Source organism: Cobetia sp. Dlab-2-AX, from assembly GCF_024124625.1.
GTDB lineage: Bacteria > Pseudomonadota > Gammaproteobacteria > Pseudomonadales > Halomonadaceae > Cobetia.
Window position 1 is genome coordinate 18,603 of sequence record NZ_JAMXRV010000005.1, and the last position, 21,785, is coordinate 40,387.

At 62.2% G+C, this 21,785-nt stretch carries 18 protein-coding genes and 2 tRNA genes; 6 read left to right on the top strand and 14 right to left on the bottom strand.

Annotated elements, in window-relative coordinates; genetic code table 11:
- The first annotated feature begins 388 nt into the window (after positions 1–388).
- From pcnB to NH396_RS09720, 6 genes are all read left to right on the top strand, one after another.
- Positions 389–1,789, top strand: coding sequence for a polynucleotide adenylyltransferase PcnB (gene pcnB, locus NH396_RS09695; protein WP_175089049.1), 1,401 nt, complete (start codon positions 389–391; stop codon positions 1,787–1,789).
- 46 nt (positions 1,790–1,835) lie between these two features.
- Positions 1,836–2,333, top strand: a complete 498-nt coding sequence (gene folK / locus NH396_RS09700) for a 2-amino-4-hydroxy-6-hydroxymethyldihydropteridine diphosphokinase (protein WP_253063249.1) — start codon at positions 1,836–1,838, stop codon at positions 2,331–2,333.
- Between the two features lie 169 nt (positions 2,334–2,502).
- Entirely contained in the window at positions 2,503–3,294 is a 792-nt protein-coding gene (gene panB, locus NH396_RS09705) for a 3-methyl-2-oxobutanoate hydroxymethyltransferase (protein WP_253063251.1), read from the top strand.
- Complete coding sequence (gene panC / locus NH396_RS09710; protein ID WP_253063253.1) at positions 3,294–4,148, top strand: pantoate--beta-alanine ligase; 855 nt, start codon at positions 3,294–3,296, stop codon at positions 4,146–4,148. The genes panB and panC overlap by 1 nt, the downstream gene beginning before the upstream one ends.
- Positions 4,149–4,270: 122 nt before the next feature.
- Positions 4,271–4,651: an aspartate 1-decarboxylase gene (gene panD, locus NH396_RS09715; protein WP_176675934.1), complete on the top strand. Its 381-nt coding sequence runs from the start codon at positions 4,271–4,273 to the stop codon at positions 4,649–4,651.
- Positions 4,652–4,955: 304 nt separating this feature from the next.
- Entirely contained in the window at positions 4,956–6,137 is a 1,182-nt protein-coding gene (locus NH396_RS09720; RefSeq protein ID WP_253063255.1) for an acetyl-CoA C-acetyltransferase, read from the top strand.
- Between the two features lie 173 nt (positions 6,138–6,310).
- Here NH396_RS09720 and pnp read toward each other — a convergent pair whose 3' ends face one another.
- From pnp to ftsH, 14 genes are all read right to left on the bottom strand, one after another.
- Positions 6,311–8,452: a polyribonucleotide nucleotidyltransferase gene (gene pnp, locus NH396_RS09725; RefSeq protein WP_253063257.1), complete on the bottom strand. Its 2,142-nt coding sequence runs from the start codon at positions 8,450–8,452 to the stop codon at positions 6,311–6,313.
- 248 nt (positions 8,453–8,700) lie between these two features.
- Positions 8,701–8,970, bottom strand: a complete 270-nt coding sequence (gene rpsO / locus NH396_RS09730; RefSeq protein ID WP_065392421.1) for a 30S ribosomal protein S15 — start codon at positions 8,968–8,970, stop codon at positions 8,701–8,703.
- Positions 8,971–9,068: 98 nt separating this feature from the next.
- Positions 9,069–9,998, bottom strand: coding sequence for a tRNA pseudouridine(55) synthase TruB (gene truB / locus NH396_RS09735; RefSeq protein ID WP_253063259.1), 930 nt, complete (start codon positions 9,996–9,998; stop codon positions 9,069–9,071).
- Positions 9,998–10,423 (bottom strand): 30S ribosome-binding factor RbfA, encoded by a 426-nt coding sequence (rbfA, locus tag NH396_RS09740; RefSeq protein ID WP_043333400.1) that lies wholly within the window; start codon positions 10,421–10,423, stop codon positions 9,998–10,000. The genes truB and rbfA overlap by 1 nt, the downstream gene beginning before the upstream one ends.
- A 27-nt stretch (positions 10,424–10,450) precedes the next feature.
- Positions 10,451–12,889, bottom strand: coding sequence for a translation initiation factor IF-2 (gene infB / locus NH396_RS09745; RefSeq protein WP_253063261.1), 2,439 nt, complete (start codon positions 12,887–12,889; stop codon positions 10,451–10,453).
- Positions 12,890–12,917: 28 nt separating this feature from the next.
- Positions 12,918–14,411 (bottom strand): transcription termination factor NusA, encoded by a 1,494-nt coding sequence (gene nusA / locus NH396_RS09750; protein ID WP_253063263.1) that lies wholly within the window; start codon positions 14,409–14,411, stop codon positions 12,918–12,920.
- Positions 14,412–14,487: 76 nt separating this feature from the next.
- Positions 14,488–14,946: a ribosome maturation factor RimP gene (gene rimP / locus NH396_RS09755; RefSeq protein ID WP_175089040.1), complete on the bottom strand. Its 459-nt coding sequence runs from the start codon at positions 14,944–14,946 to the stop codon at positions 14,488–14,490.
- 123 nt (positions 14,947–15,069) lie between these two features.
- A tRNA-Met gene (locus NH396_RS09760) sits at positions 15,070–15,146 on the bottom strand.
- A gap of 103 nt (positions 15,147–15,249) precedes the next feature.
- A tRNA-Leu gene (locus tag NH396_RS09765) sits at positions 15,250–15,336 on the bottom strand.
- A 61-nt stretch (positions 15,337–15,397) separates the two neighbouring features.
- The gene (secG, locus tag NH396_RS09770) at positions 15,398–15,784 is read right to left on the bottom strand and encodes a preprotein translocase subunit SecG (RefSeq protein WP_253063265.1); all 387 of its coding nucleotides are present in this window, start codon (positions 15,782–15,784) and stop codon (positions 15,398–15,400) included.
- Between the two features lie 5 nt (positions 15,785–15,789).
- Positions 15,790–16,536 carry a triose-phosphate isomerase gene (tpiA, locus tag NH396_RS09775; RefSeq protein ID WP_253063267.1) on the bottom strand — a complete coding sequence of 249 codons (747 nt, stop codon included), beginning with the start codon at positions 16,534–16,536 and terminating at the stop codon, positions 15,790–15,792.
- A gap of 215 nt (positions 16,537–16,751) precedes the next feature.
- Positions 16,752–18,101 (bottom strand): phosphoglucosamine mutase, encoded by a 1,350-nt coding sequence (glmM, locus tag NH396_RS09780; RefSeq protein WP_176675927.1) that lies wholly within the window; start codon positions 18,099–18,101, stop codon positions 16,752–16,754.
- The gene (gene folP, locus NH396_RS09785; RefSeq protein WP_253063593.1) at positions 18,098–18,940 is read right to left on the bottom strand and encodes a dihydropteroate synthase; all 843 of its coding nucleotides are present in this window, start codon (positions 18,938–18,940) and stop codon (positions 18,098–18,100) included. The genes glmM and folP overlap by 4 nt, the downstream gene beginning before the upstream one ends.
- Positions 18,941–19,383: 443 nt before the next feature.
- Positions 19,384–21,384 carry an ATP-dependent zinc metalloprotease FtsH gene (gene ftsH, locus NH396_RS09790; protein WP_176675926.1) on the bottom strand — a complete coding sequence of 667 codons (2,001 nt, stop codon included), beginning with the start codon at positions 21,382–21,384 and terminating at the stop codon, positions 19,384–19,386.
- Positions 21,385–21,785: the final 401 nt, after the last annotated feature.

Genomic DNA, 21,785 nt, shown 5'->3' on the forward strand with positions numbered 1-21,785 from the left:
GAAACAACAACAACTCGCGGGGGGAGGCTATTCAGCCGTCGGTGAATGGAAGATTGTTTTGAATACGAGATGGTCACCGAACAGACAGCCAGACAACAACAACATGATCTGCAACACGAAGGATCTGTCTGCATTGATTTGTGACTGTGGTGCGTATTCAGGGCGATGCGCCATCACGAAAAAGAACATCCGCTCAAGGATGCGTGTACCCTACCTGCAAGGGAGACCGAGTGATCGGTCTCCCTTTTTCCTTGTCTGAGAGGTGATTCTTGCCTCGTCAGACGCCTTGAAGTGCAGAGTCGGCCCCTGGATGGCAGACCGGCGCTTTGCCAAGGTATCTGCCCTCGGCTACACTGGGCGGCCTGCCACGCACGAGTCGAATCGCTGCATGCTCAAAGGATTTACCCGCTTTCTACAACGCCCCGGTGACCGCTTGAAGACGCTTTTCAATGCAACTGACGCGCCCGCGGCTCCATTGCCCAGCCTGCGTGTGATACCGCGGGATGAGCATCCCGTGTCCCGCCGCCAGCTCAGCGAGAATGCGCTGAAGGTACTCTATCGTCTGCAAAGCGGTGGATATCAGGCCTATCTGGTCGGTGGCTGTATCCGTGATGCCCTGCTCGGACAACGCCCCAAGGACTTCGACGTGGCCACCAATGCCACGCCGGAACAGGTCCGCGAGCTGTTCCGCAATGCCCGCATCATCGGCCGTCGTTTCCGTATCGTGCACGTGCGCTTCGGTCGTGAGGTGATCGAGGTCACCACCTTCCGCGGCAAGCCGGCCGATAGCACGCCCAGCCAGCATACCCAGCAGTCGGAAGACGGCATGTTGTTGCGCGACAACGTCTTCGGCTCCATCGAGGAGGACGCGCTGCGCCGCGACTTCACGATCAATGCCCTCTATTACGACGTGTCCGATTTCACGATCCACGACTGGGCCAATGGCGTACGCGATATCGAAGCGCGCATGATTCGCCTGATCGGAGATCCGGAAACACGCTATCGCGAAGACCCGGTGCGCATGCTGCGTGCCGTCCGCTTCGCCGGCAAACTGGACTTCGACATCGAGGAGGCCACGGCCGAACCGATGTACGAACTGGCCCCGCTGCTGCTGCAGATTCCGCCGGCGCGCATGTTCGAGGAAGTGCTCAAGCTGTTCATGTCCGGCTATGCACTGGAAACCTTCCATCTCCTGCGTGAGTTTGGGCTGTTCCAGATGCTGTTCCCCGAGACGGAAGAGAGTTTCGCGCATTATCACTGGTCCATGCCGCTGATCGAGAAGGCACTGGCCAGCACGGACGACCGCATCCGCGAAGACAAGCCGGTCACGCCGGCCTTCCTGTATGCCGCCCTGCTGTGGCCGGGCGTCAAGGCGCGTACCGATCAGCTGATCGCCAGTGGCATGCCCGACATTCCGGCAGCCCACCAGGCGGCCCAGCAGGCGATCGCTCGCCAGCTCAACCACACCTCGATCCCGAAGCGCTTCAGCATTCCGATGCGCGAGATCTGGGATATGCAGGCCAAGTTGCCGCGTCGCCGTGGCAAACGCGCCTTCCAGACCCGCGAGCATCCGCGCTTCCGCGCCGCCTACGACTTCCTGCTGCTGCGCGAATTCGCCGGCGAAGTGAAGCCGGGGCTGGGCAAGTGGTGGACCGACTTCCAGGAAGTCGATGCTCGCACCCAGGTCACGATGATCGAAGGTGTCTCCGATGAAGGCCCCGCCGGCAGCAAGCCGGCCGGCACCAAGCGTCGCGGCAAACGTCGGCGCAATGGTCGCGGCCAGGGCTGAACAGTGGCTCGCCTGAGCCACTGCCGTCTCCACGCAGGAACTGTGCATGATTTCGACAGCCTTGATTGGCCTCGGTGCCAATCTTGACGATCCGCGCGCTCAACTGGAGCGCGCGCTTGAGGCTCTCGACCGGCTGCCGCTGATCCGCTGCACGCGACATTCTCGCCTGTATGCCAGCAAGCCGGTCGGCCCGCAGGACCAGCCCGACTTCGTCAACGCCGTCGCCGAGCTATCGACCCGCCTGTCCCCCCTCGCCCTGCTTGATCAGCTGCAAGCCCTTGAACAGCAGCATCGTCGCGTGCGACTGCGTCACTGGGGCCCCCGCACACTGGATCTTGACCTGCTGCTCTACAATGACAGCAGGATCTCGACGCCGCGTCTCGTCGTGCCCCATCGCGAAATGCTCAATCGTGGTTTCGTGATGCGTCCGTTGGCTGACCTGCTGGGCCCGCAGTGCCTCAGCGTGCTAGGCGAGGAGAATCTCGAAACACTGGCGTCTCGAGTTGAGGGCGATGACTTGCTCCCCCTCGGACCTCAGGAGTAGAGTTTCGCCATCTTGTTACCGTCGTGCCCACTTTGGCCTGTGCGGTAACACTTTCTGGTAACACCGGCCCGTGTCGCTCGCAGTCCGCCCTCGGCGGCCTTCCCGCGATCGCGGCTGCTCGACGCCACGGGCAGCCGCGTCATACGCGCCGCAACGAGTATGCGTCCCGATGAAAAACGTCACCCTGAGCACCCTGCGCCGCCTCAAGGCCGATGGTGAGACGTTCAGTTGCCTCACCGCCTACGATGCCACCTTTGCTCATCTTGCCAGCGATGCCGGCATTGAAGTGCTGCTGGTCGGCGACTCTCTCGGCATGGTCCTGCAGGGCCATACCAGCACCCTGCCCGTCACCATCGATGACATCTGCTACCACACCGCCGCCGTGGCACGTGGCAAGCAAGGCAGCCTGCTGATGGCCGACCTGCCCTTCATGAGCAATGCCAGCACCGACATCCTGCTCGATCATGCGGCGCGTCTGATGCGTGCCGGTGCCGAGATGGTCAAGGTGGAAGGCGAAGCCTGGCTGGCCGATGCCGTCACTGCGCTCGTCCAGCGTGGTGTACCGGTCTGCGTGCACATGGGCCTGACGCCACAGCACGTGCATGCCTTCGGTGGCTACAAGGTACAGGGTCGTGACGAGGCCCGCGCCGAGCAGATCATCACCGATGCCCGCACGCTGGAAGCCGCAGGCGCTGCCATCATCCTGCTCGAATGCGTGCCGTCCGAGCTGGCCGCGCGCATTCGTGATGCCGTCGAGGTGCCGGTGATCGGCATCGGTGCCGGCGTGGACGTCGATGGCCAGATCCTGGTCATGCACGACATGCTCGACCTGACACCCGGGCGCAAGCCGCGCTTCGTCAAGAATTTCATGAGCGATGCCGGCAGCGTGCAGGAGGCCTTCGCCGCCTACCACCAGGCGGTCAAGACGCGCAGCTTCCCGGCGCCGGAGCACGGCTTCTGATGAAAACCGTCTCCCAGATCAACGCCCTGTGCGAGCAACTCGCCCAGGCACGCCGCGATGGCCTGCGTATCGCCCTGGTGCCGACCATGGGCAACCTGCATGCCGGCCACCTGTCGCTGGTCCGTGAAGCGCGCCGCCACGCCGACATGGTCGTCGCGAGCATCTTCGTCAACCCACTGCAGTTCGGCCCCGGCGAAGACCTCGACAGTTATCCGCGCACTCTCGAGGCCGACAAGAATGCGCTGGCCGCCGAAGGATGTGACCTGCTGTTTGCCCCCTCGACGGCGGAACTCTACCCCACGGGTCGCGACGGACTGTGCAACGTGCAGGTGCCGGGCGTTTCCGAAGGCCTGTGCGGCGGCAACCGTCCGGGGCACTTCGATGGCGTCGCCACCGTCGTCAGCATCCTGTTCAATCTGGTACGCCCTGAAGTCGCCTGTTTCGGCGAGAAGGACTTCCAGCAGCTGGCAGTGATCCGCAAACTCAACCGCGACCTGCATTTCGGCATCGAGATCATCGGTGTGCCCATCGTGCGTGCAGAGGATGGTCTGGCGCTGTCATCACGCAACGGCTACCTGAGTGAGCAGGAGCGCGCCATCGCGCCGCGTCTCAAGCAGTGCCTCGATGCCCTGAAAGCTCGTCTTGAGCAGGGCGTGGCACGCGATGTGGCGCTACGCGAGGCCCTGGCCGCCATCAGCGAGAGCGGCTTCAAGCCGGACTACCTCGAACTGCGCCGCGCGGTTGACCTGGGGCCAGTCGAGGATGTCACGCGCGAGGCGGTGATTCTGGTCGCCGCACACCTGGGCCGTACACGCCTGCTCGATAACCTGAAGGTCGCCTTGCCGGTGGCCTGATGCCTGATTAGACTGCGCCGCCTTGCACCTTGGCGTGGCACTGTCCGCCACGCCATGCGCGCCATGGCCCTGACCCCAGGGCCTAGATCTGCGCCCGGCGGCGCTCAACTGGAGACATCCTGATGCAAGCCATCATGCTCAAGGCCAAGCTGCACATGGCCCGCGTGACTCACGCCGTCCTCAACTACGAGGGCTCCTGCGCCATCGATGGCGACCTGCTCGACATGGCAGGCATTCGTGAGTACGAACAGATCCAGATCTATAACGTGGACAACGGCAAGCGCTTCACCACCTACGCCATTCGCGGCGAAGAAGGCTCGAAAATCATTTCGGTGAACGGCGCCGCAGCCCACCAGGCCGACGTCGGCGACCGCGTGATCATCTGCGCCTTCGCCAACTATGCCGAGAGCGAACTGGACGCGCACAAGCCCTCCATGGTCTACCTGATGGAAGGCAACGAGGTCAGCCATACAGCCAATGCCATCCCGGTCCAGATGGCCTGAGCACGCCTTGCTGCCTGCTGCTCTACGCCCGGAGGGCTGATGATTCAGGCCTCGAGCCTGCCGCGAGCGCTCCAACACGACGCCAGCCCTGCCTGCCAGAGCGCTGGCGTCGTGCCGTCTGGGCAACCAATACGTATGGCTAAAGGCTGACACTGGAGATGCCGTTTGACGATTGCCGCACCGCACAAAACTGCCTTATGCTGGCATCTCACCTCAGCAGGACTGCGCCTCGCCCGCTTGATGGCATGGCCATAGTCGCAGCCAATTGACTCAGACAGTCTCGCAAGAGAACAGGAGCGTTCAGATGCAGGATGTGGTGATCGTAGCAGCCCGTCGTACCGCCGTAGGCGCCTTCGGTGGCAGCCTGGCTGGCATTTCCGCCGCGGATCTCGGCGCACATGTCATCAAGGATATCCTCGCCAGCACGGGCGTCAGTGGCGATCAGGTCGATGAAGTGCTTCTGGGCCAGGTGCTGACAGCAGGATGCGGTCAGAACCCGGCACGTCAGGCGGTCATCAAGGCAGGCTTGCCGGAAGGCGTGCCCGCCATGACCATCAACAAGGTCTGCGGGTCTGGCCTCAAGGCGCTGCACCTGGCCACCCAGGCCATCCGTTGCGGCGATGCCGAGCTGATTCTGGCCGGCGGTCAGGAAAACATGTCCCTGTCTCCGCACGTGTTGCCCAACTCGCGAGACGGCAAGCGCATGGGCGACTGGAAGGCGATCGATTCCATGGTTCACGACGGTCTGTGGGATGCCTTCAATGACATCCACATGGGCATCACCGCCGAGAATCTGGCCGAGAAATACGAGATCACCCGTGAAGCCCAGGACGCCTTCGCGGCCGCCTCTCAGCAGAAAGCCTGCGCAGCCATCGAAGCTGGCCGCTTCAAGGGCCAGATCGTCCCGGTCGAGATTCCGCAGCGCAAGGGCGACCCGATCGTCTTCGATACCGACGAGAACCCGCGCGCCGGCACCACGGCCGAGAAACTCGCTGGCATGCGCCCGGCCTTCAAGAAGGACGGCACCGTCACCGCCGGCAATGCCTCGGCGCTCAACGACGGCGCTGCCGTGGTCATGCTGTGCTCCGCCGACAAGGCACGCGAGCTGGGTCTGACGCCGCTGGCGACCATCAAGGCCTACTCCAACGCGGGTGTTGATCCGAAGATCATGGGCATCGGCCCGGCGCCGGCGACTCGCCTGTGCCTCAAGAAGGCCGGCTGGAGCCTGGAAGACCTCGACCTCGTCGAAGCCAATGAGGCCTTCGCGGCCCAGGCTCTGTCGGTCAACAAGGAGCTGGGCTGGGATGTCGACAAGGTCAACGTCAATGGCGGCGCCATTGCCCTCGGCCACCCGATCGGTGCCTCCGGCTGCCGTGTGCTGGTCTCGCTGGTGCACGAGATGATCGAGCGTGATGCCAAGAAGGGTCTGGCGACCCTGTGCATCGGTGGCGGTCAGGGTGTCGCGCTGGCCATCGAGCGCAGCTGATCGCTCACACCTGCCGACCGCCTGAGCTCCCGCCGCTCGCGCAATCTCGAGCAGGGAGATATGCAAAAGCCCCCGCCAGTGACCCGGCGGGGGCTTTCTCTTGCCCGGAAGGGAAGGTGCGCCTCTCAAGCAGAGCAGGCAAGACCGGGGCGGGGACGATCCGCGACGATCTGTCAGTCCTGAGCGGCGGCCTCTTCAGCCTGAGCAGCGGCAAAGGCCGCCTTCTCTTCTTCGCTGATCTCTTTCAGCGACAGCTTGACGCGATTGCGGTTGTCGATGTCGAGCACCTTGACCACCACCTCATCGCCTTCGTTGAGATAGTCACGTACGTCATTGACGCGCTCCTCGACGATCTGCGAGATGTGCAGCAGGCCATCGGTGCCCGGCATGAAGGTGATGAAGGCACCGAAGTCGGCGATGCGCGCCACCTTGCCGGCATAGAGCTTGCCGATCTCGGCCTCGGCAATGATGCCCTCGACATATTTGGCAGCCGCCTGTGCCTGCGCCTTGTGCTCGGCATAGATGCGCACGCTGCCATCGTCGTCGAGATCGACATTGGCGCCGGTCTCTTCACAGATCTTGCGGATGGTGGAGCCGCCCTTGCCGATCACGTCACGCACCTTGTTGGGAGCGATCTTCAGCGACAGCATCGCCGGGGCATTGTCCGAGACTTCCTGGCGACTGGCGGCCAGTACCTCATTCATCTGCGCGAGGATGGTCAGGCGTGCCTCGAGGGCCTGTTCCAGCGCCTGCTCAAGAATCTCCTCGTCGATTCCTTCGATCTTGATGTCCATCTGCAGCGCGGTCACGCCTTCCGCGGTCCCCGCGACCTTGAAGTCCATGTCGCCGAGGTGGTCCTCATCGCCGAGGATATCGGTCAATATCGCGACGCCATTGGCGTCCTTGACCAACCCCATGGCGATACCCGCGACCGGTGCCTTGAGCGGCACACCGGCATCCATCAGCGCAAGAGAGGCCCCACAGACGGATGCCATCGAGCTCGAACCATTGGATTCGGTGATCTCGGAGACGACACGGATCGCGTAGGGGAAAGCCTGCAGCGACGGCAGCATGGATTCGATACCCCGACGCGCCAGACGCCCATGACCGATCTCACGTCGCTTGGGCGCGCCGATGAAGCCCGTCTCGCCGACGCAGTAGGGCGGGAAGTTGTAGTGCAGCATGAAGCGATCCTGCTTCTCGCCGGACAGCCCTTCGATCAGCTGTGAATCGCGCGTGGTCCCCAGGGTGGCAGTGGCGATCGCCTGGGTCTCGCCACGGGTGAACAGCGCCGAGCCATGCGCCTTGGGCAACACACCCACCGCCAGGTCCAGCGGGCGCACGGTGCGCGTATCACGACCATCGATACGCGGCTCGCCCGCGATCACTCGCTGACGCACGATACGCTTCTCGAGTGCCGCGAAGGCCGTGGCGACGGCCTCGACACTGAAGCGCGCATCATCCTCGGCGCCCAGCAGGTCGATAGCCTGCGCCTTGAGCGCCGACAGGCTGTCCTGACGCGCCATCTTGTCACTCAGGCGATAGGCATCACCGATCTGGGTGGCAAAGCTCTGCTCCAGCGCCTCGACCAGCACGCGGTCGAGATTCTGCGGCACCCACGCCCACTTGGGACGATTGACCTTGGCGGCGAACGTCTCGATCCCCGTGATGGCTTTCTGCATCTCGTGATGACCATAGAGCACGGCGCCGAGCATCTCGTCTTCCAGCAGCTCCTGGGCCTCGGACTCGACCATCAGCACGGCCTTCTCGGTACCCGCTACCACCATATCCAGCTCGGAATGCGCCAGTTCGCTGTAGCCGGGATTCAGGAAGTAGCCGCGCTGCTCGCTGAAGCCGACGCGCGCCGCGCCCACGGGGCCAGCGAAGGGCACACCGGAGATGCAAAGCGCTGCTGAGGTGCCAAGCAGTGCCGCGATGTCCGGGTCGACATTGCGCTCCGCCGACATCACCGTGCAGACCACCTGCACCTCATTCATGAAGCCTTCGGGAAATAGCGGGCGCATCGGACGGTCGATCAAGCGTGAGGTCAGGGTTTCCTTCTCGGTGGGACGCCCTTCGCGCTTGAGGAAGCCGCCGGGGATACGCCCCGCCGCGTAGGCCTTCTCCTGATAGTGGACCGACAACGGGAAGAAGGACTGGCCGGGTTTCGGCGACGCCTTGGCCACCACGGTGCACAACACCGAGGTATTGCCCATGGTCACCATCACGCTACCGGTCGCCTGACGCGCGATGCGGCCGGTCTCTAGGGTGATGGTGTCATTACCGTACTGGAAGCTGTGCGTTACCGGGTTCACGGCGCATGTCCTTTAATCTGATGGTCATCGATGCCAGGCGCTCATGGTAAAGCGCGTCACAGGCAATGAAAAGCGAGTGGATCCCACGCGACAAGCGGGCTGCGGCGAGGGTCGAATCTCAGTCCTGAAGCTCGGATCACCTCGGTATCAGGCACAAAAAAACCGACACCGCCCGCAGGCAGTGTCGGTTTTCCTGTGCCCACCGGGGGCCCGCCATGCACCGAAGTACATGGCGGCAACATCGCTGATTAGCGACGCAGACCCAGACGCTGGATCAGAGCGGTGTAACGCTCGAAGTCCTTGCGCTTGAGGTAGTCAAGCAGCTTGCGACGCTGGTTGACCATGCGGATCAGACCACGACGGGAGTGGTGATCCTGCTTGTTGGCCTTGAAGTGACCCTGCAGGCCATCAATGTTGGCGCTCAGCAGAGCAACCTGAACTTCCGGGGAACCGGTGTCGTTCTCGCCACGGCCGAATTCGGAAACGATCTCAGCCTTCTTCTCAGCGGTAAGTGCCATCTGTCTCTCCAGTAAGCAATATGCTTGATAGATTGGAAATGTCGAAGACCACGCATATTTGCAGTCTTCATGCGGCTTGCGGCGAGGCCGCAATCAGCTCACCCAGCCGCCGCCTCGACGGCAGAACTGAGCAGTCGGCGAGGAGCGATGACGCCCTCCGCCGCAATCCGGACCAGCCCGAGCAACTGCTGGTCCTGATACACACGAGCCAGGGAATCCACTTCCAGCGACCCTGTCGTCGTTTCGGCCTGCTGACCACGCAAGATCATCCGCGCCATCTCGGCAGTGATGTCGAGACGCGGGAGATGATCGAGCAGGATGTCGACAGGTAACAGAACGCCTTCACGTGCCTGCTGATCAGCCAGCGCCTCGAGGCGCTCGAAATCCAGCATGGCATCACCCGTGAACGGGCCCGTCTTGAGACGACGCAGTGCCGTGAGGTGGGCTCCACAGCCCAGCGCCTCGCCGATATCCTCGGCCAGACTGCGTATGTAGGTACCCTTGCTGACCGCCACTTCGATCTCGATGCCATCGGAGTGCCGCGCAAGAAGCGACATATTGTAGATGGTAACGCGACGAACTGCACGCTCGATTTCAACCCCCTGGCGTGCCAGCTCGTAGAGCGGACGTCCCTGGTGCTTGAGCGCGGAGTACATCGGCGGTACCTGATCTATCTCGCCACGGAACCTGTCCAGCACCGCGTCCAACTCGGCCTGCGCAATCTCGGGAATCTCCCGCTCGCGAATCACCGTGCCTTCCGCATCACCGGTATCGGTGACCTGGCCAAACTTGATCCGTGCCCGATAGACCTTGTCTGCCTCGAGAAGATGCGAGGAGAACTTGGTCGCCTCCCCGAGGCAGATCGGCAACAAGCCGGTCGCCATCGGATCGAGCGTTCCGGTATGACCGGCCTTCTGCGCCTGGTAGAGGCGACGAGCCTTCTGAAGCGCATAGTTGCTGGACATGCCCTTGGGCTTGTCCAGCAACAGTACGCCATCGATCGGCAAGCCGCGACGACGACGGCCCATCAGGCGTCCGGCGTGGTGCCCGGGGCACCGTCTTCGCTGTCGTCATCACCACGTTCTGCACTGCGCTTGCGATCGTCGGCGACCGCATCGTTGATCAGCGAGGAAAGGTGATGGCCACGAACGACGCTCTCATCGTAATGGAAGCGCAGTTCCGGTACATGACGCAGCTGAATGGTGCGCGCCAGCTGGGAGCGCAGGAAACCTGCCGCGCGCTTGAGCACGGCGAGGTTCTCCTTGATGCGTTCCGGGCTGTCGTCACCCAGCAGGGTCACGTAGACATCGGAGTAGGACAGGTCGCGGCTGACCTTGGCGGCGCTGACCGTCAGCATGCCAAGGCGCGGGTCCTTGACCTCGCGCTGAATCAACAGCGCGAGCTCTTGCTGGATCTGGTCCGCCACGCGGTCAGTACGGCTGTATTCACGCATCCGTGATCTCTCCTTGCAGGGGCGCTATCAGAGCGAGCGCTCGACCTGGATCTGGTCGAACACCTCGATCTTGTCGCCAACCTGCACGTCGTTGTAGTTCTTGACGCCGATACCACATTCCATGCCGTTGCGGACTTCGTTGACGTCATCCTTGAAGCGACGCAGGGACTCCAGCTCGCCTTCATAGATGACCACGTTGTCACGCAGCACGCGGATGCGCTTGGAGCGGTACATGGTGCCTTCGACGACCATGCAACCGGCGATCGCACCGATCTTCGGAGCCTTGAAGACATCGCGCACTTCGGCGACACCGACGATCTGCTCGCGGAATTCCGGAGCCAGCATGCCGGACATGGCCAGCTTGACCTCGTCGATCAGCTGGTAGATGACGCTGTAGTAGCGCAGATCCAGACCTTCACGCTCGACGATCTCACGCGCGGAGGCGTCAGCACGGACGTTGAAGCCGACCAGGATCGCTTCGGAAGCGAGTGCCAGGTTGGCATCGGTACCGGTAATACCACCGACACCGGAAGAGACCACGGCCACCTTGACTTCTTCGGTGGAGAGTTCTTCCAGCGCGCCACGGATGGCTTCCAGAGACCCCTGCACGTCGGCCTTGAGGACGACGTTGACCTTGGCGACTTCGTCCTGGCCCATCTGGGAGAACATGTTCTCCAGCTTGGCTTTCTGCTGACGTGCCAGACGCACTTCGCGGTACTTGCCCTGACGGAAGTTGGCGACTTCACGCGCCTTCTTCTCGTCCGGAACCACGGTGAACTCTTCACCGGCGTCCGGCGTGCCACCCAGCCCCTGGATCTCGACCGGCATGGCCGGGCCCGCGGAATCGACCTGCTTGCCGAGCTCATTGACCAGCGCACGCACACGGCCGTAATGCAGGCCGGCGAGGACGATATCACCCTTCTTCAGCGTACCGTTCTGGACCAGCACGGTCGCGACCGGGCCACGGCCCTTGTCGAGACGGGACTCGACCACGACGCCTTTACCCGGCGCGGACGGCACGGCCTGAAGTTCGAGAACTTCGGAGACCAGCAGGACACTTTCGAGCAGCGCGTCGATGTTCTCGCCGGTCTTGGCGGAAACGTGGACGAACTGGGTATCACCACCCCATTCCTCGGAGATGACACCGTGCTGGGACAACTCGTTCTTGACGCGGTCCGGATCAGCACCCGGCTTGTCGATCTTGTTCACCGCCACGACCATCGGGACACCCGCGGCCTTGGAGTGCTCGACAGCCTCGATGGTCTGCGGCATCACGCCATCATCGGCAGCCACCACCAGGATGACGACATCGGTCGCCTTGGCACCACGAGCACGCATGGCGGTAAACGCCGCGTGGCCCGGGGTATCCAGGAAGGTGATGTCGCCGTTGTCGTGTTCGACGTGGTAGGCACCGATGTGCTGGGTGATACCACCTGCCTCACCTGTGGCGACCTTGGTGCGACGGATGTAATCCAGCAGCGAGGTCTTGCCGTGGTCGACGTGACCCATGACGGTAACGACCGGCGCGCGGGTGATCTGCTCACCTTCGTAGGAGATGCCTTCGAGAACGGCTGTCTCGAGTGCGTCATCCTTGATCAGCTTGGGCGTGTGGCCCATTTCCTCGACCACGATGGTCGCGGTTTCCTGATCGATCGTCTGGTTGATGGTGACCGCAGCGCCCATGTTGAACATGGTCTTGATCACTTCAGACGCCTTGACGGCCATCTTGTCGGCGAGGTCTGCCACTGAGATGGACTCAGGAATGGAGACTTCACGGACGAAGGTCTGAACCGGCTTCGGCGGCTGACGGTTGGCATCACGGCCACCACGACGACCACCGCGACGCTCGGCGCGCTTGACCTTCTTGGCCCCGCCACGCTTGCGTTCGCTACGATCTTCACGGGCTTCGCGACGATCGCGTGAGTCATCACGCGGCGCAGCCTTGGCGCGACGCGGTGCATCACCACGCGGCTCCTTCGGCGGCGCATTGACTTCCGGCGCAGCGTCGGCGACCGGTGCAGCGACAGCAGCCGGTGCACTCTGACGTGGACGCTCTTCGCGACGGTTGTCGTTGCCACGACGCTCTTCACGCTGCGGCGCAGCCGCCGGCTTTTCAGCAGCGGCAGCCGGTGCAGCAGCCGGGGCTTCTGCAGCCTGCTCTTCGTCCTCTTTGACGTAGGTACGCTTCTTGCGCACCTGCACCTCGATGGACTTGCCGCGACCGCCGCCCGTGTTGATACGAGACTTGGTCTTGCGGGTCAGGGTAATGCGATTCTTGGGCGCTGCCGGAGCGGCGCCACCACCGTGGCTCTTGGTGAGGTGATCCAGCAGCTTCTGCTTGTCGACCTCAGAGACGGCGTCGTTCTCTGACTTGTGCTTCAGACCCGCTTCGTGCATCTGTTCCAGTAGGCGGGCTGACTCGCGGCCCACCTTCTTGGCGAATTCTTTGACTGTCATTTCTGACATGTACGACCCTCCTGAGCCCGTGACCTAGTTACTGTTCGCTTGCGAACCAGGGCGCGCGGGCGGTCATGATCAACGCCGCTGCTCGCTCTTCGTCGACGCCTTCGATGTCTTTCAGATCATCGATGGCCTGCTCAGCAAGGTCTTCCATGGTGACGATACCCTTGCTGGCCAGGATGTATGCCAGATGACTTTCCATGCCTTCCATGTTGAGCAGGTCTTCGGCCGGCTGTGCGCCGTCCAGTTGCTCTTCAGTGGCGATGGCGAGATTCAGCAGTTCATCCTTGGCCCGAGCGCGCAGCTCCTCGACCAGATCCTGGTCAAAGCCCTCGACCTCGAGCATTTCCTCGAGCGGGACATAGGCGATTTCCTCGAGTGAGGTGAAGCCCTCGTCCACCAGGACACGGGCTAGATCCTCTTCGATCTCGAGATGAGTGATGAAATATTCGACGAAACTGTCGATTTCCTGCTCGCGCTTGCCCTCGGCTTCCGCCTCGGTCATGACATTGAGCTGCCAACCGGTCAGCTCACTGGCCAGACGAACGTTCTGACCGCTGCGACCGATGGCCTGGGCCAGGTTGTCCGCAGCGACAGCGACATCCATGGAATGGGTGTCTTCGTCGACCAGAATGGAACCGACATCTGCCGGTGCCATGGCGTTGATGACGAGCTGGGCAGGATTGTCATCCCACAGGATGATATCCACGCGTTCGTTACGCAGTTCATTGGACACGGCCTGCACGCGTGAACCACGCATGCCGACACAGGCACCGATCGGATCGATGCGCTTGTCGTTGCTCTTGACCGCGATCTTGGCGCGCGAACCCGGGTCACGGGCAGCCCCCTTGATCTCGATCAGCTGCTCGGCGATTTCCGGGACTTCGATCTTGAACAGCTCGATGATCAGCTCAGGACGCGTACGCGACAGGATCAGCTGAGAACCACGAGCATCCGCGTCGACTTTCCACAGCAGGGCACGAACCCGCTCATTCAAGCGGTAGCGCTCGCCGTGAATCATCTCACCGCGCGGCAGGAAGCCTTCGGCGTTGTCGCCCAGATCGATGATGAGGCCATCACGTGTCGTCTTCTTGACGATACCCGCGACCAGCTCACCTTCACGCTCGGCGTAAAGGCGCACCACTTCCGCACGCTCGGCCTCGCGCACCTTCTGCACGATGACCTGCTTGGCGGTCTGTGCAGCGATGCGACCGAACGCTTCGGATTCGATCTGCTTCTCGACCACGGCACCCAGCGCCAGCGGCTCTTCGCGCTGTTCGGCGATGCTGGCCTTGATCTCGTAGTCCGGCGTCTCGAACTCGTCGTCTTCGACGACGGTCCAGCGACGGTAGGTCGCGTAATCACCGGTGACACGATCGATCTTGACGCGGATATCCGCCTCTTCCTGATCGAAACGCTTGCGTGACGCCGAAGCCAATGCCACTTCGACGGCTTCGAAAATCACATCCCGCGGCACGCCTTTCTCGTTGGAGATGGCGTCAACGACCAGCAGAATCTCTTTGCTCATGACTTTGCCTCGCCAGAAACCTGTCCTTGCGCATCGACCCGGGCTCGCAACGCGAGCGGTGTGCCGACAACGTCAGTTATTTGAACTGCGGCACAATGCGTGCCTGGTCGATGCTTTCAATGGGAAAGCAGTATTCTTCTTCATCGACCCGGATCACGACATCACCGTCTTCGGTGCCAGTCACCAGCCCTTGGAACTTGCGCTGGCCATCGAAGGCCTGGCGAAGTCGCAGTGCCACCACGTGACCGATGTAGCGCTCGTACTGGTCAAGCGTGAACAACGGACGATCCATGCCTGGAGACGAGACTTCAAGCTGGAACTGACCGGTAATGGGGTCTTCGACATCCAGTACGGCACCCACCTGACGACTGACGCTTGCGCAGTTGTCCACGGTAATGCCATCGGGATGGTCGATATAGATCACCAGACGGGACTGCTTGCCTTGGGAGAGATAGTCGATACCCCAGAGCTCGAAGCCCAGAGCAGAGACGACTGGATCGATGAGCGCGTTAAGCGCAGCGTCCTTGGTTGACACAGACGAGGCTCCTACAGCAGTTGCATCAGGCACCTGACCGGGAGTAGAGAAGAGAGCTAGGTGGCTGATTGGCACTGGTGCTAACAAAAAGCCCCTTCATAGGAAGGGGCCTTTCAAGAAACTTGGTAGCGGGGACCGGATTTGAACCGATGACCTTCGGGTTATGAGCCCGACGAGCTACCAGACTGCTCCACCCCGCAACAATAGTCGGACGATGGTAATGTCACCGAAAAAGGAGGTCAAGGAATGACGTCTTTCCAAGGTGGCAGAGTTGCGTCCAGACTGCCAATCGATCTAACAAGATGGTGCCGAAGGGGGGACTTGAACCCCCACGACCGTAAGGTCACTACCCCCTCAAGATAGCGTGTCTACCAATTCCACCACTTCGGCACGGGGCGGGTATCGCCTGAGACGTTACCCGGAAGAATTCAAAGTTAACGCCTTGAATTCCTTAGAGTGCTGGTTGGTTTGCGTTGCCGCTTTCCTCAAGCACTGGCGACGTATTCTCCACACTTTCCTCGGAGTCGTCAAGTGATGGCAGTGAATTTTTCTGCTGCTCGATCACGCTGGCATTCGGAATGCCCGCTTCGGCTGACGGCTGGTTGGCATTGGATGCGAACCAGGCCAGTGTCAGAGAGGTCGCGAAGAAGCCCGCGGCCAGAACACCCGTGAAGCGCGCGAGGAAGTTGCCGCTACCGCTGGACCCGAAAACGGTCTGGGAAGCACCACCGCCACCAAAGGCAGCGCCAGCTTCGGCACCCTTGCCCTGCTGGAGAAGGACGAGCACGATCAGCGCGACCGCGAGTACCACATGGACCATCAGAACGGCTACTTGCATGAGATTCAACCTGCAGACTGGCAAATGGCTAGGAATTCGTCGATCTGGAGCGAGGCACCGCCCACGAGACCGCCGTCGATATCCGGCTGCGCAAGCAGCTCGGCGGCATTGGCAGCCTTCATGCTGCCGCCGTACAACAATTGCATTGCCTCGGCGAGCGAGGCAGACCACTCGGCCAGGCGCGCGCGAATGGCCGCATGGACCTCCTGCGCCTGCTGGGGCGAGGCGGTGCGCCCGGTACCGATGGCCCAGACGGGCTCATAGGCGACGACCAGACGCGTGCGCGCATCGGCGGAGAGCGCGGAGAGCACCGCCTCCAGCTGCCCCAGCACGACACGCTCCGTGTCACCGGCTTCACGCTCCTCGAGCGTCTCACCGACACACAGCACCGGTATGAGCCCAGCGGCAAGCGCCGCCTCGACACGCGCCAGTACCGCCGCATCGTCTTCAGCATACAGGCTTCGACGCTCCGAGTGGCCGACCAGCACCATCGCGGCACCGACATCCTTGAGCATCTGACCCGCTACTTCGCCGGTAAAGGCACCCTCGCTCGCCGGATTCAGCGTCTGCCCCGCCAGCGCCACGCTCACAGGCATGCTCGCGCGAGCGGCGCTCAGATAAGGGAAAGGCACTGCCAGCGCCACCTGAATGCCCTGCGGCAGCTCAGCCGCCTGCAGGCCCTGGGCAAACTCATCGACCAGGGCAAGATCACCATTCATCTTCCAGTTTCCGGCAATCAGCGGTGTACGCATGTGCTTCTCCCTTGTGAGCAGTGCGAGGATGGTAATGGAGCCGCCCTTGACTGACAACCTTCGCGACCCCTGTCAAGCCCCGTGATCCGGCACGATCAGGCTCGGGGCAACTGCCAGAAACGACAACAGGCGCACTCGGCGCCTGTTGTCGTCCTGTGCAACCCGACCACTCGGCGACGTGAACCGTCACCCCGGCGAGCTGTCCTGTCAGCGCATCACGCCGACATGCTGGATTCGACCGTCGCGGCGATCTGACCCGCCAGCGCATCGACATCGAAGTGTGGACGCCCTTCGACCATGACACGAATCAGCGGTTCCGTGCCGCTGGGGCGCAGCAACACGCGCCCTTCGTTGCCCAGCGTCTGCTCCACTTCGACCACGGCGGCCTGCACGGCATCCGCCGCCATCAGCGCCTTGTTGTCGCAACCCGGCGCCAGACGCACATTGATCAGCGCCTGGGGAGCCTTTTCGAAGCCGACCAGCAATTCGCTGAGCGAGCACTCTTCACGCGCCATGATCGCCAGCACCTGCAGCGCCGAGACGATGCCATCGCCGGTGCTCTGGATATGGCTACAGACGATGTGACCGGAGGATTCGCCGCCCAGCTGCCAGCCATTGGCTTCCAGACGCTCGATGACGTAGCGGTCACCGACCTTGGCGCGCTCGAAGGGAATTCCCAGGCCTTCCAACGCAGCCGCCAGACCGAAGTTGGACATCAGGGTGCCGACGACACCACCGCCCAGCACACCGCGCTCGTGACGGTCACGCGCGATCATGTAGAGGATGTCGTCACCATCGATGACACGGCCATCGGCATCGACCAGGATCAGGCGGTCACCATCTCCATCGAAGGCCACGCCCAGATCGGCGCCCTGCTCGATGACGGCCGCACGCAGCGCCTGCGGTTGCGTGGAGCCGACACCCTGATTGATGTTGAGGCCATCCGGCTCACCGCCGATGACGCTGACCTTGGCACCCAGCTCACGGAAGACGTTTGGCGCGATGTGATAGGTCGCACCATGCGCGCAATCCAGCACCACCTTCATGCCGTGCAGGCCCAGACGGCCCGGCAGCGTGGATTTGCAGAATTCGATATAGCGGCCGGCCGCATCCTGGATGCGTGACGCCTTGCCCAGGCTATCCGGGCCGACGATCACGATGTCGCGGTCCAGCTCGGCTTCGATCTCGGCTTCCAGCGCATCGTCCAGCTTGGTGCCGGCCGCGGAGAAGAACTTGATGCCGTTGTCCGGATAGGCGTTGTGGGAGGCCGAGATGACGATGCCGGCATCGGCGCGGAAGGTACGCGTCAGATAGGCGATCCCCGGTGTCGGCATCGGACCGAGCAGGGACACATCGACGCCCGCTGCCGAAAGGCCGGACTCGAGCGCGGATTCGAACATGTAGCCCGAGATGCGCGTGTCCTTGCCGATCAATACCTTGCCACGGCCGTGACGGGCGAATACGCGGCCTGCCGCCCAGCCCAGCTTGAGCATGAAGTCTGGCGTGATGGGGAATTCCCCGACCGTGCCGCGAATACCATCCGTACCAAAATAACGTCGACTCATCGTATCGTGCCTTCCTGTAGCACGGCCCATGCCATGTCGACAGCGTCGACAGTCGGGGCCACGTCGTGAACGCGAAACAGTCTGGCCCCGTCACGAACGGCCAATGCCGTCAGTGCCAGGTTACCAGCCAAGCGATCCTCTACCGCGCGCCCGAGGGCATTGCCGATCATGCTCTTGCGTGACGTGCCGATCAGCAGCGGGAGGTTGAATTCATGCAACTGCGCCATGCGGTGATACAGGCGCAGATTGTCTTGCAGTGACTTGCCAAAGCCGAAGCCGGGGTCCAGCAGCAGTCGCTCACGCGCGATGCCCGCCGCCTCACAGGCCGCGATACGCGTCGCCAGAAACGCACGAACTTCCTGCTCGATGGACTGAGCATAATGCGTATCCTGCTGCATGGTGCCCGGCTCGCCGCGCATGTGCATCAGACAGACAGGCAGCCCGCTGTCAGCGGCAGCCTCGAGCGCGCCGTCTCGATTCAGCGCCCGCACGTCATTGATCATGCCGGCCCCCAGCCGTGCGGTTTCGCGCATGACTTGCGGGTTGCTGGTATCAATGCTCACCAAGGCGCCCAACTCGCTCACCAGCCGCTCCACCACCGGGCAGACTCGCTCAAGCTCTTCCTCGGTGCTGACCGGCGTCGCCCCGGGTCGCGTCGACTCACCGCCGACATCGATCATCGCGGCACCATCGACCAGCATCTGCTCGGCATTGCGCAGCGCGGCATCCAGGGTCGTGCTGCGACCGCCATCCGAGAAGGAGTCCGGCGTCACGTTGAGAATCCCCATCACCCGCGGACGCGAGAGATCGAGAAGGTGTCCAGCGCACTCCAGTGACATCAGATGGCCCACTCGAGGTTCGAGAGGCGCACTCAAGGCAGAATTCGTCATGGCATTCCATGCAGGCGAGAGAGGCGCGAAGGGGGCTTCGCAGCCCAGTCAGAAATGATTGCGCACCACTTTAAAGAGCTAGCCCATGGCGCGCAAGGCGTGGAACGGCCGCCACACGGGGCGTCAGAAGATGGCAACGCCATTGGCCCAGACCTTTCATCCCGCGCTCAACATGGCGCTGACAATGCCCGTGCAGAGACATGAGTCGGCGTCATCACGCAACGGCGTAGGCCACTCATCAGCAGCACCTTAACTTCACCAGCGTCATTGCTGCAGCGGCACAGACCACCACTGCTGCAGACAAGAAAACGCCCGACTGGCAAGCCAGTCGGGCGTTTTTCTTTCAAAGGCTCAAACATCACATGCGATATCGGGAGCCCCTTATGCCTAGATCAATGACCGCTCGGCCCCCCCAGCGGATCAGACGGGTGACGGCGATTGCTGTCGTCATCTTCACCGCCATCAGTGTCATCATCCGCCTTGGGAGCTTCCGGCGCTTCCGCCTTCGGAGTGTCGGCGACCGGGGCCACCAGGCCACCATCACCGCCGCTCGCCGGGCCCCCCCAGTCCTTCGGCGGACGCGGCGTGCGGCCGGCCATGATATCCGCCAGCTGCTCGGCATCGATGGTCTCGTAGGTCATCAGCGCTTCGGTCATCGCATCCAGCTTGTCGCGATTCTCTTCCAGGATCTGCTGCGCCTTGGCGTAGCACTCATCGATGATACGACGCACTTCCTTGTCGAGACGCGAGGTGGTGTCACCAGACTTCAGCTTGCCGCCACCCTGCCCCGGGCCACCGAGGAACTGATGGGACTCGTCCTCATCGTACATGATCGGCCCCATCTCGCTGGAGAGCCCCCACTTGGCGACCATGTTGTGGGCAAGTTCAGTAGCACGCTTGATGTCATTGGAGGCGCCGGTGGTGACACCGTTCGGGCCCAGCGTCATCTCTTCGGCGATACGACCGCCGAACAGCGAGCAGATCTGACTGATGATCTGCTGACGCGAGTAGCTGTAGCGATCCTCTTCCGGCAGGAACATCGTCACACCCAGCGCACGGCCGCGCGGGATGATTGACACCTTGTAGACCGGATCATGCTCTGGCATCACCAGGCCGATGATGGCGTGGCCAGACTCGTGATAGGCCGTGTTGCGCTTCTCCTTCTCGGACATGACCATCGATTTGCGCTCAGCGCCCATCATGATCTTGTCCTTGGCCAGCTCCAGCTCTTCCATGCCGACCAGACGCTTGTTGCGACGCGCGGCGAACAGGGCGGCTTCATTGACCAGATTGGCCAAATCCGCACCGGAGAAGCCCGGGGTACCGCGTGCAATGTTGCCCGGCACGACATCATCGCCCATCGGCACCTTGCGCAGATGAACACCGAGGATGTGCTCGCGGCCACGGATGTCCGGCAAAGCGACGGTTACCTGCCGGTCGAAGCGGCCCGGACGCAGCAACGCGGGGTCAAGCACGTCAGGACGGTTGGTCGCGGCGATGACGATGATGCCGTCGTTCGCCTCGAAGCCATCCATCTCGACCAGCAGCTGGTTCAGCGTCTGCTCACGCTCATCGTGACCACCGCCCATGCCGGAACCACGGTGACGGCCGACGGCGTCAATCTCATCGATGAAGATGATGCACGGCGCCTGCTTCTTGGCCTGCTCGAACATATCACGCACACGGGAGGCACCGACACCGACGAACATCTCGACGAAGTCAGAACCGGATATGCTGAAGAACGGCACCTTGGCTTCACCGGCGATCGCCTTGGCGAGCAGAGTCTTGCCGGTACCCGGCGGGCCTACCATCAGGACACCACGTGGAATCTGACCACCAAGACGCTGGAACTTGCTGGGGTCCTTGAGGAAGTCGACGAGCTCCTCGACTTCTTCCTTGGCCTCGTCACAGCCCGCCACGTCAGTGAAGGTGGTCTTGATCTGATCCTGGCTCAGCAGCTTGGCCTTGGACTTGCCGAAGCTCATCGGACCACCCTTGCCGGCACCGCCCCCCTGCATCTGGCGCATGAAGAACATGAAGATGGCCAGAATGATCAGAATCGGGAAGCTGGCAATCAACAGGCGTGTCCACAGCGACTGCTGCTCAGGCTTCTTGCCGATGACCTCCACCTTGTTGGCAAGCAGGTCATCCATCAGCTTGGGATCGGACGCCGCCGGCCGGATGGTGGTGAAGCTGGAGCCATCGGTCCGCTCCCCCTCAATGGTGTAACCATCGATGGTCACACTCTTGATCCGGTCGTTCTGCACCTGCTGGACGAACTGTGAATAGTTCATCGCCTGCGGCGAGGTATCGACGCTGAAGTTGTTGAACACCGTCAGCAGCACTGCTGCGATGATCAACCAGAGAATCAGGTTCTTCGCCATGTCGTTCAAGGGGACACCCTCATTGCATGAATCTGTCTTGGCATGCCGTGAATACTCCGACTGCCGTCTTGTGGTGGCCTGCCATGCTATCTGATCGTGCCTGCGGGGTATCAAGTCAGCGCAACGCGCCACTTTGCCCTACCGAGTCACTCAAAGCTTGCCGTGCATTGTGCTACCTGCCTGCCAGCATCGGTAAGGCATTGAAACCCACCGAACTGTCACTGGCCCATCGTACTCAAGACCCAATGATATCGACACTACACCAGATGGGGGCTGGCAACCATTGCTTAAAGCCCGACAATGGACTATTGCGCCGATAGACAGCCTGCATCAGCCAGCGCCTGCGATTCGTCCGAACATATTGACGCCAGTCTGGACGAGCATCGCATGGCTCGCCTTAACCCGCGATG

Coding starts and splice junctions, on each gene's coding strand:
- pcnB (WP_175089049.1), top strand. CDS start 389: ATGCTCAAAGGATTTACCCGCTTTCTACAACGCCCCGGTGACCGCTTG.
- folK (WP_253063249.1), top strand. CDS start 1,836: ATGATTTCGACAGCCTTGATTGGCCTCGGTGCCAATCTTGACGATCCG.
- panB (WP_253063251.1), top strand. CDS start 2,503: ATGAAAAACGTCACCCTGAGCACCCTGCGCCGCCTCAAGGCCGATGGT.
- panC (WP_253063253.1), top strand. CDS start 3,294: ATGAAAACCGTCTCCCAGATCAACGCCCTGTGCGAGCAACTCGCCCAG.
- panD (WP_176675934.1), top strand. CDS start 4,271: ATGCAAGCCATCATGCTCAAGGCCAAGCTGCACATGGCCCGCGTGACT.
- NH396_RS09720 (WP_253063255.1), top strand. CDS start 4,956: ATGCAGGATGTGGTGATCGTAGCAGCCCGTCGTACCGCCGTAGGCGCC.
- rpsO (WP_065392421.1), bottom strand. CDS start 8,970: ATGGCACTTACCGCTGAGAAGAAGGCTGAGATCGTTTCCGAATTCGGC.
- truB (WP_253063259.1), bottom strand. CDS start 9,998: ATGGGCCGTCGTCGTCGCGGCTTGCCGATCGATGGCGTACTGTTGCTG.
- rbfA (WP_043333400.1), bottom strand. CDS start 10,423: ATGCGTGAATACAGCCGTACTGACCGCGTGGCGGACCAGATCCAGCAA.
- infB (WP_253063261.1), bottom strand. CDS start 12,889: ATGTCAGAAATGACAGTCAAAGAATTCGCCAAGAAGGTGGGCCGCGAG.
- nusA (WP_253063263.1), bottom strand. CDS start 14,411: ATGAGCAAAGAGATTCTGCTGGTCGTTGACGCCATCTCCAACGAGAAA.
- secG (WP_253063265.1), bottom strand. CDS start 15,784: ATGCAAGTAGCCGTTCTGATGGTCCATGTGGTACTCGCGGTCGCGCTG.
- tpiA (WP_253063267.1), bottom strand. CDS start 16,536: ATGCGTACACCGCTGATTGCCGGAAACTGGAAGATGAATGGTGATCTT.
- glmM (WP_176675927.1), bottom strand. CDS start 18,101: ATGAGTCGACGTTATTTTGGTACGGATGGTATTCGCGGCACGGTCGGG.
- folP (WP_253063593.1), bottom strand. CDS start 18,940: ATGTCACTGGAGTGCGCTGGACACCTTCTCGATCTCTCGCGTCCGCGG.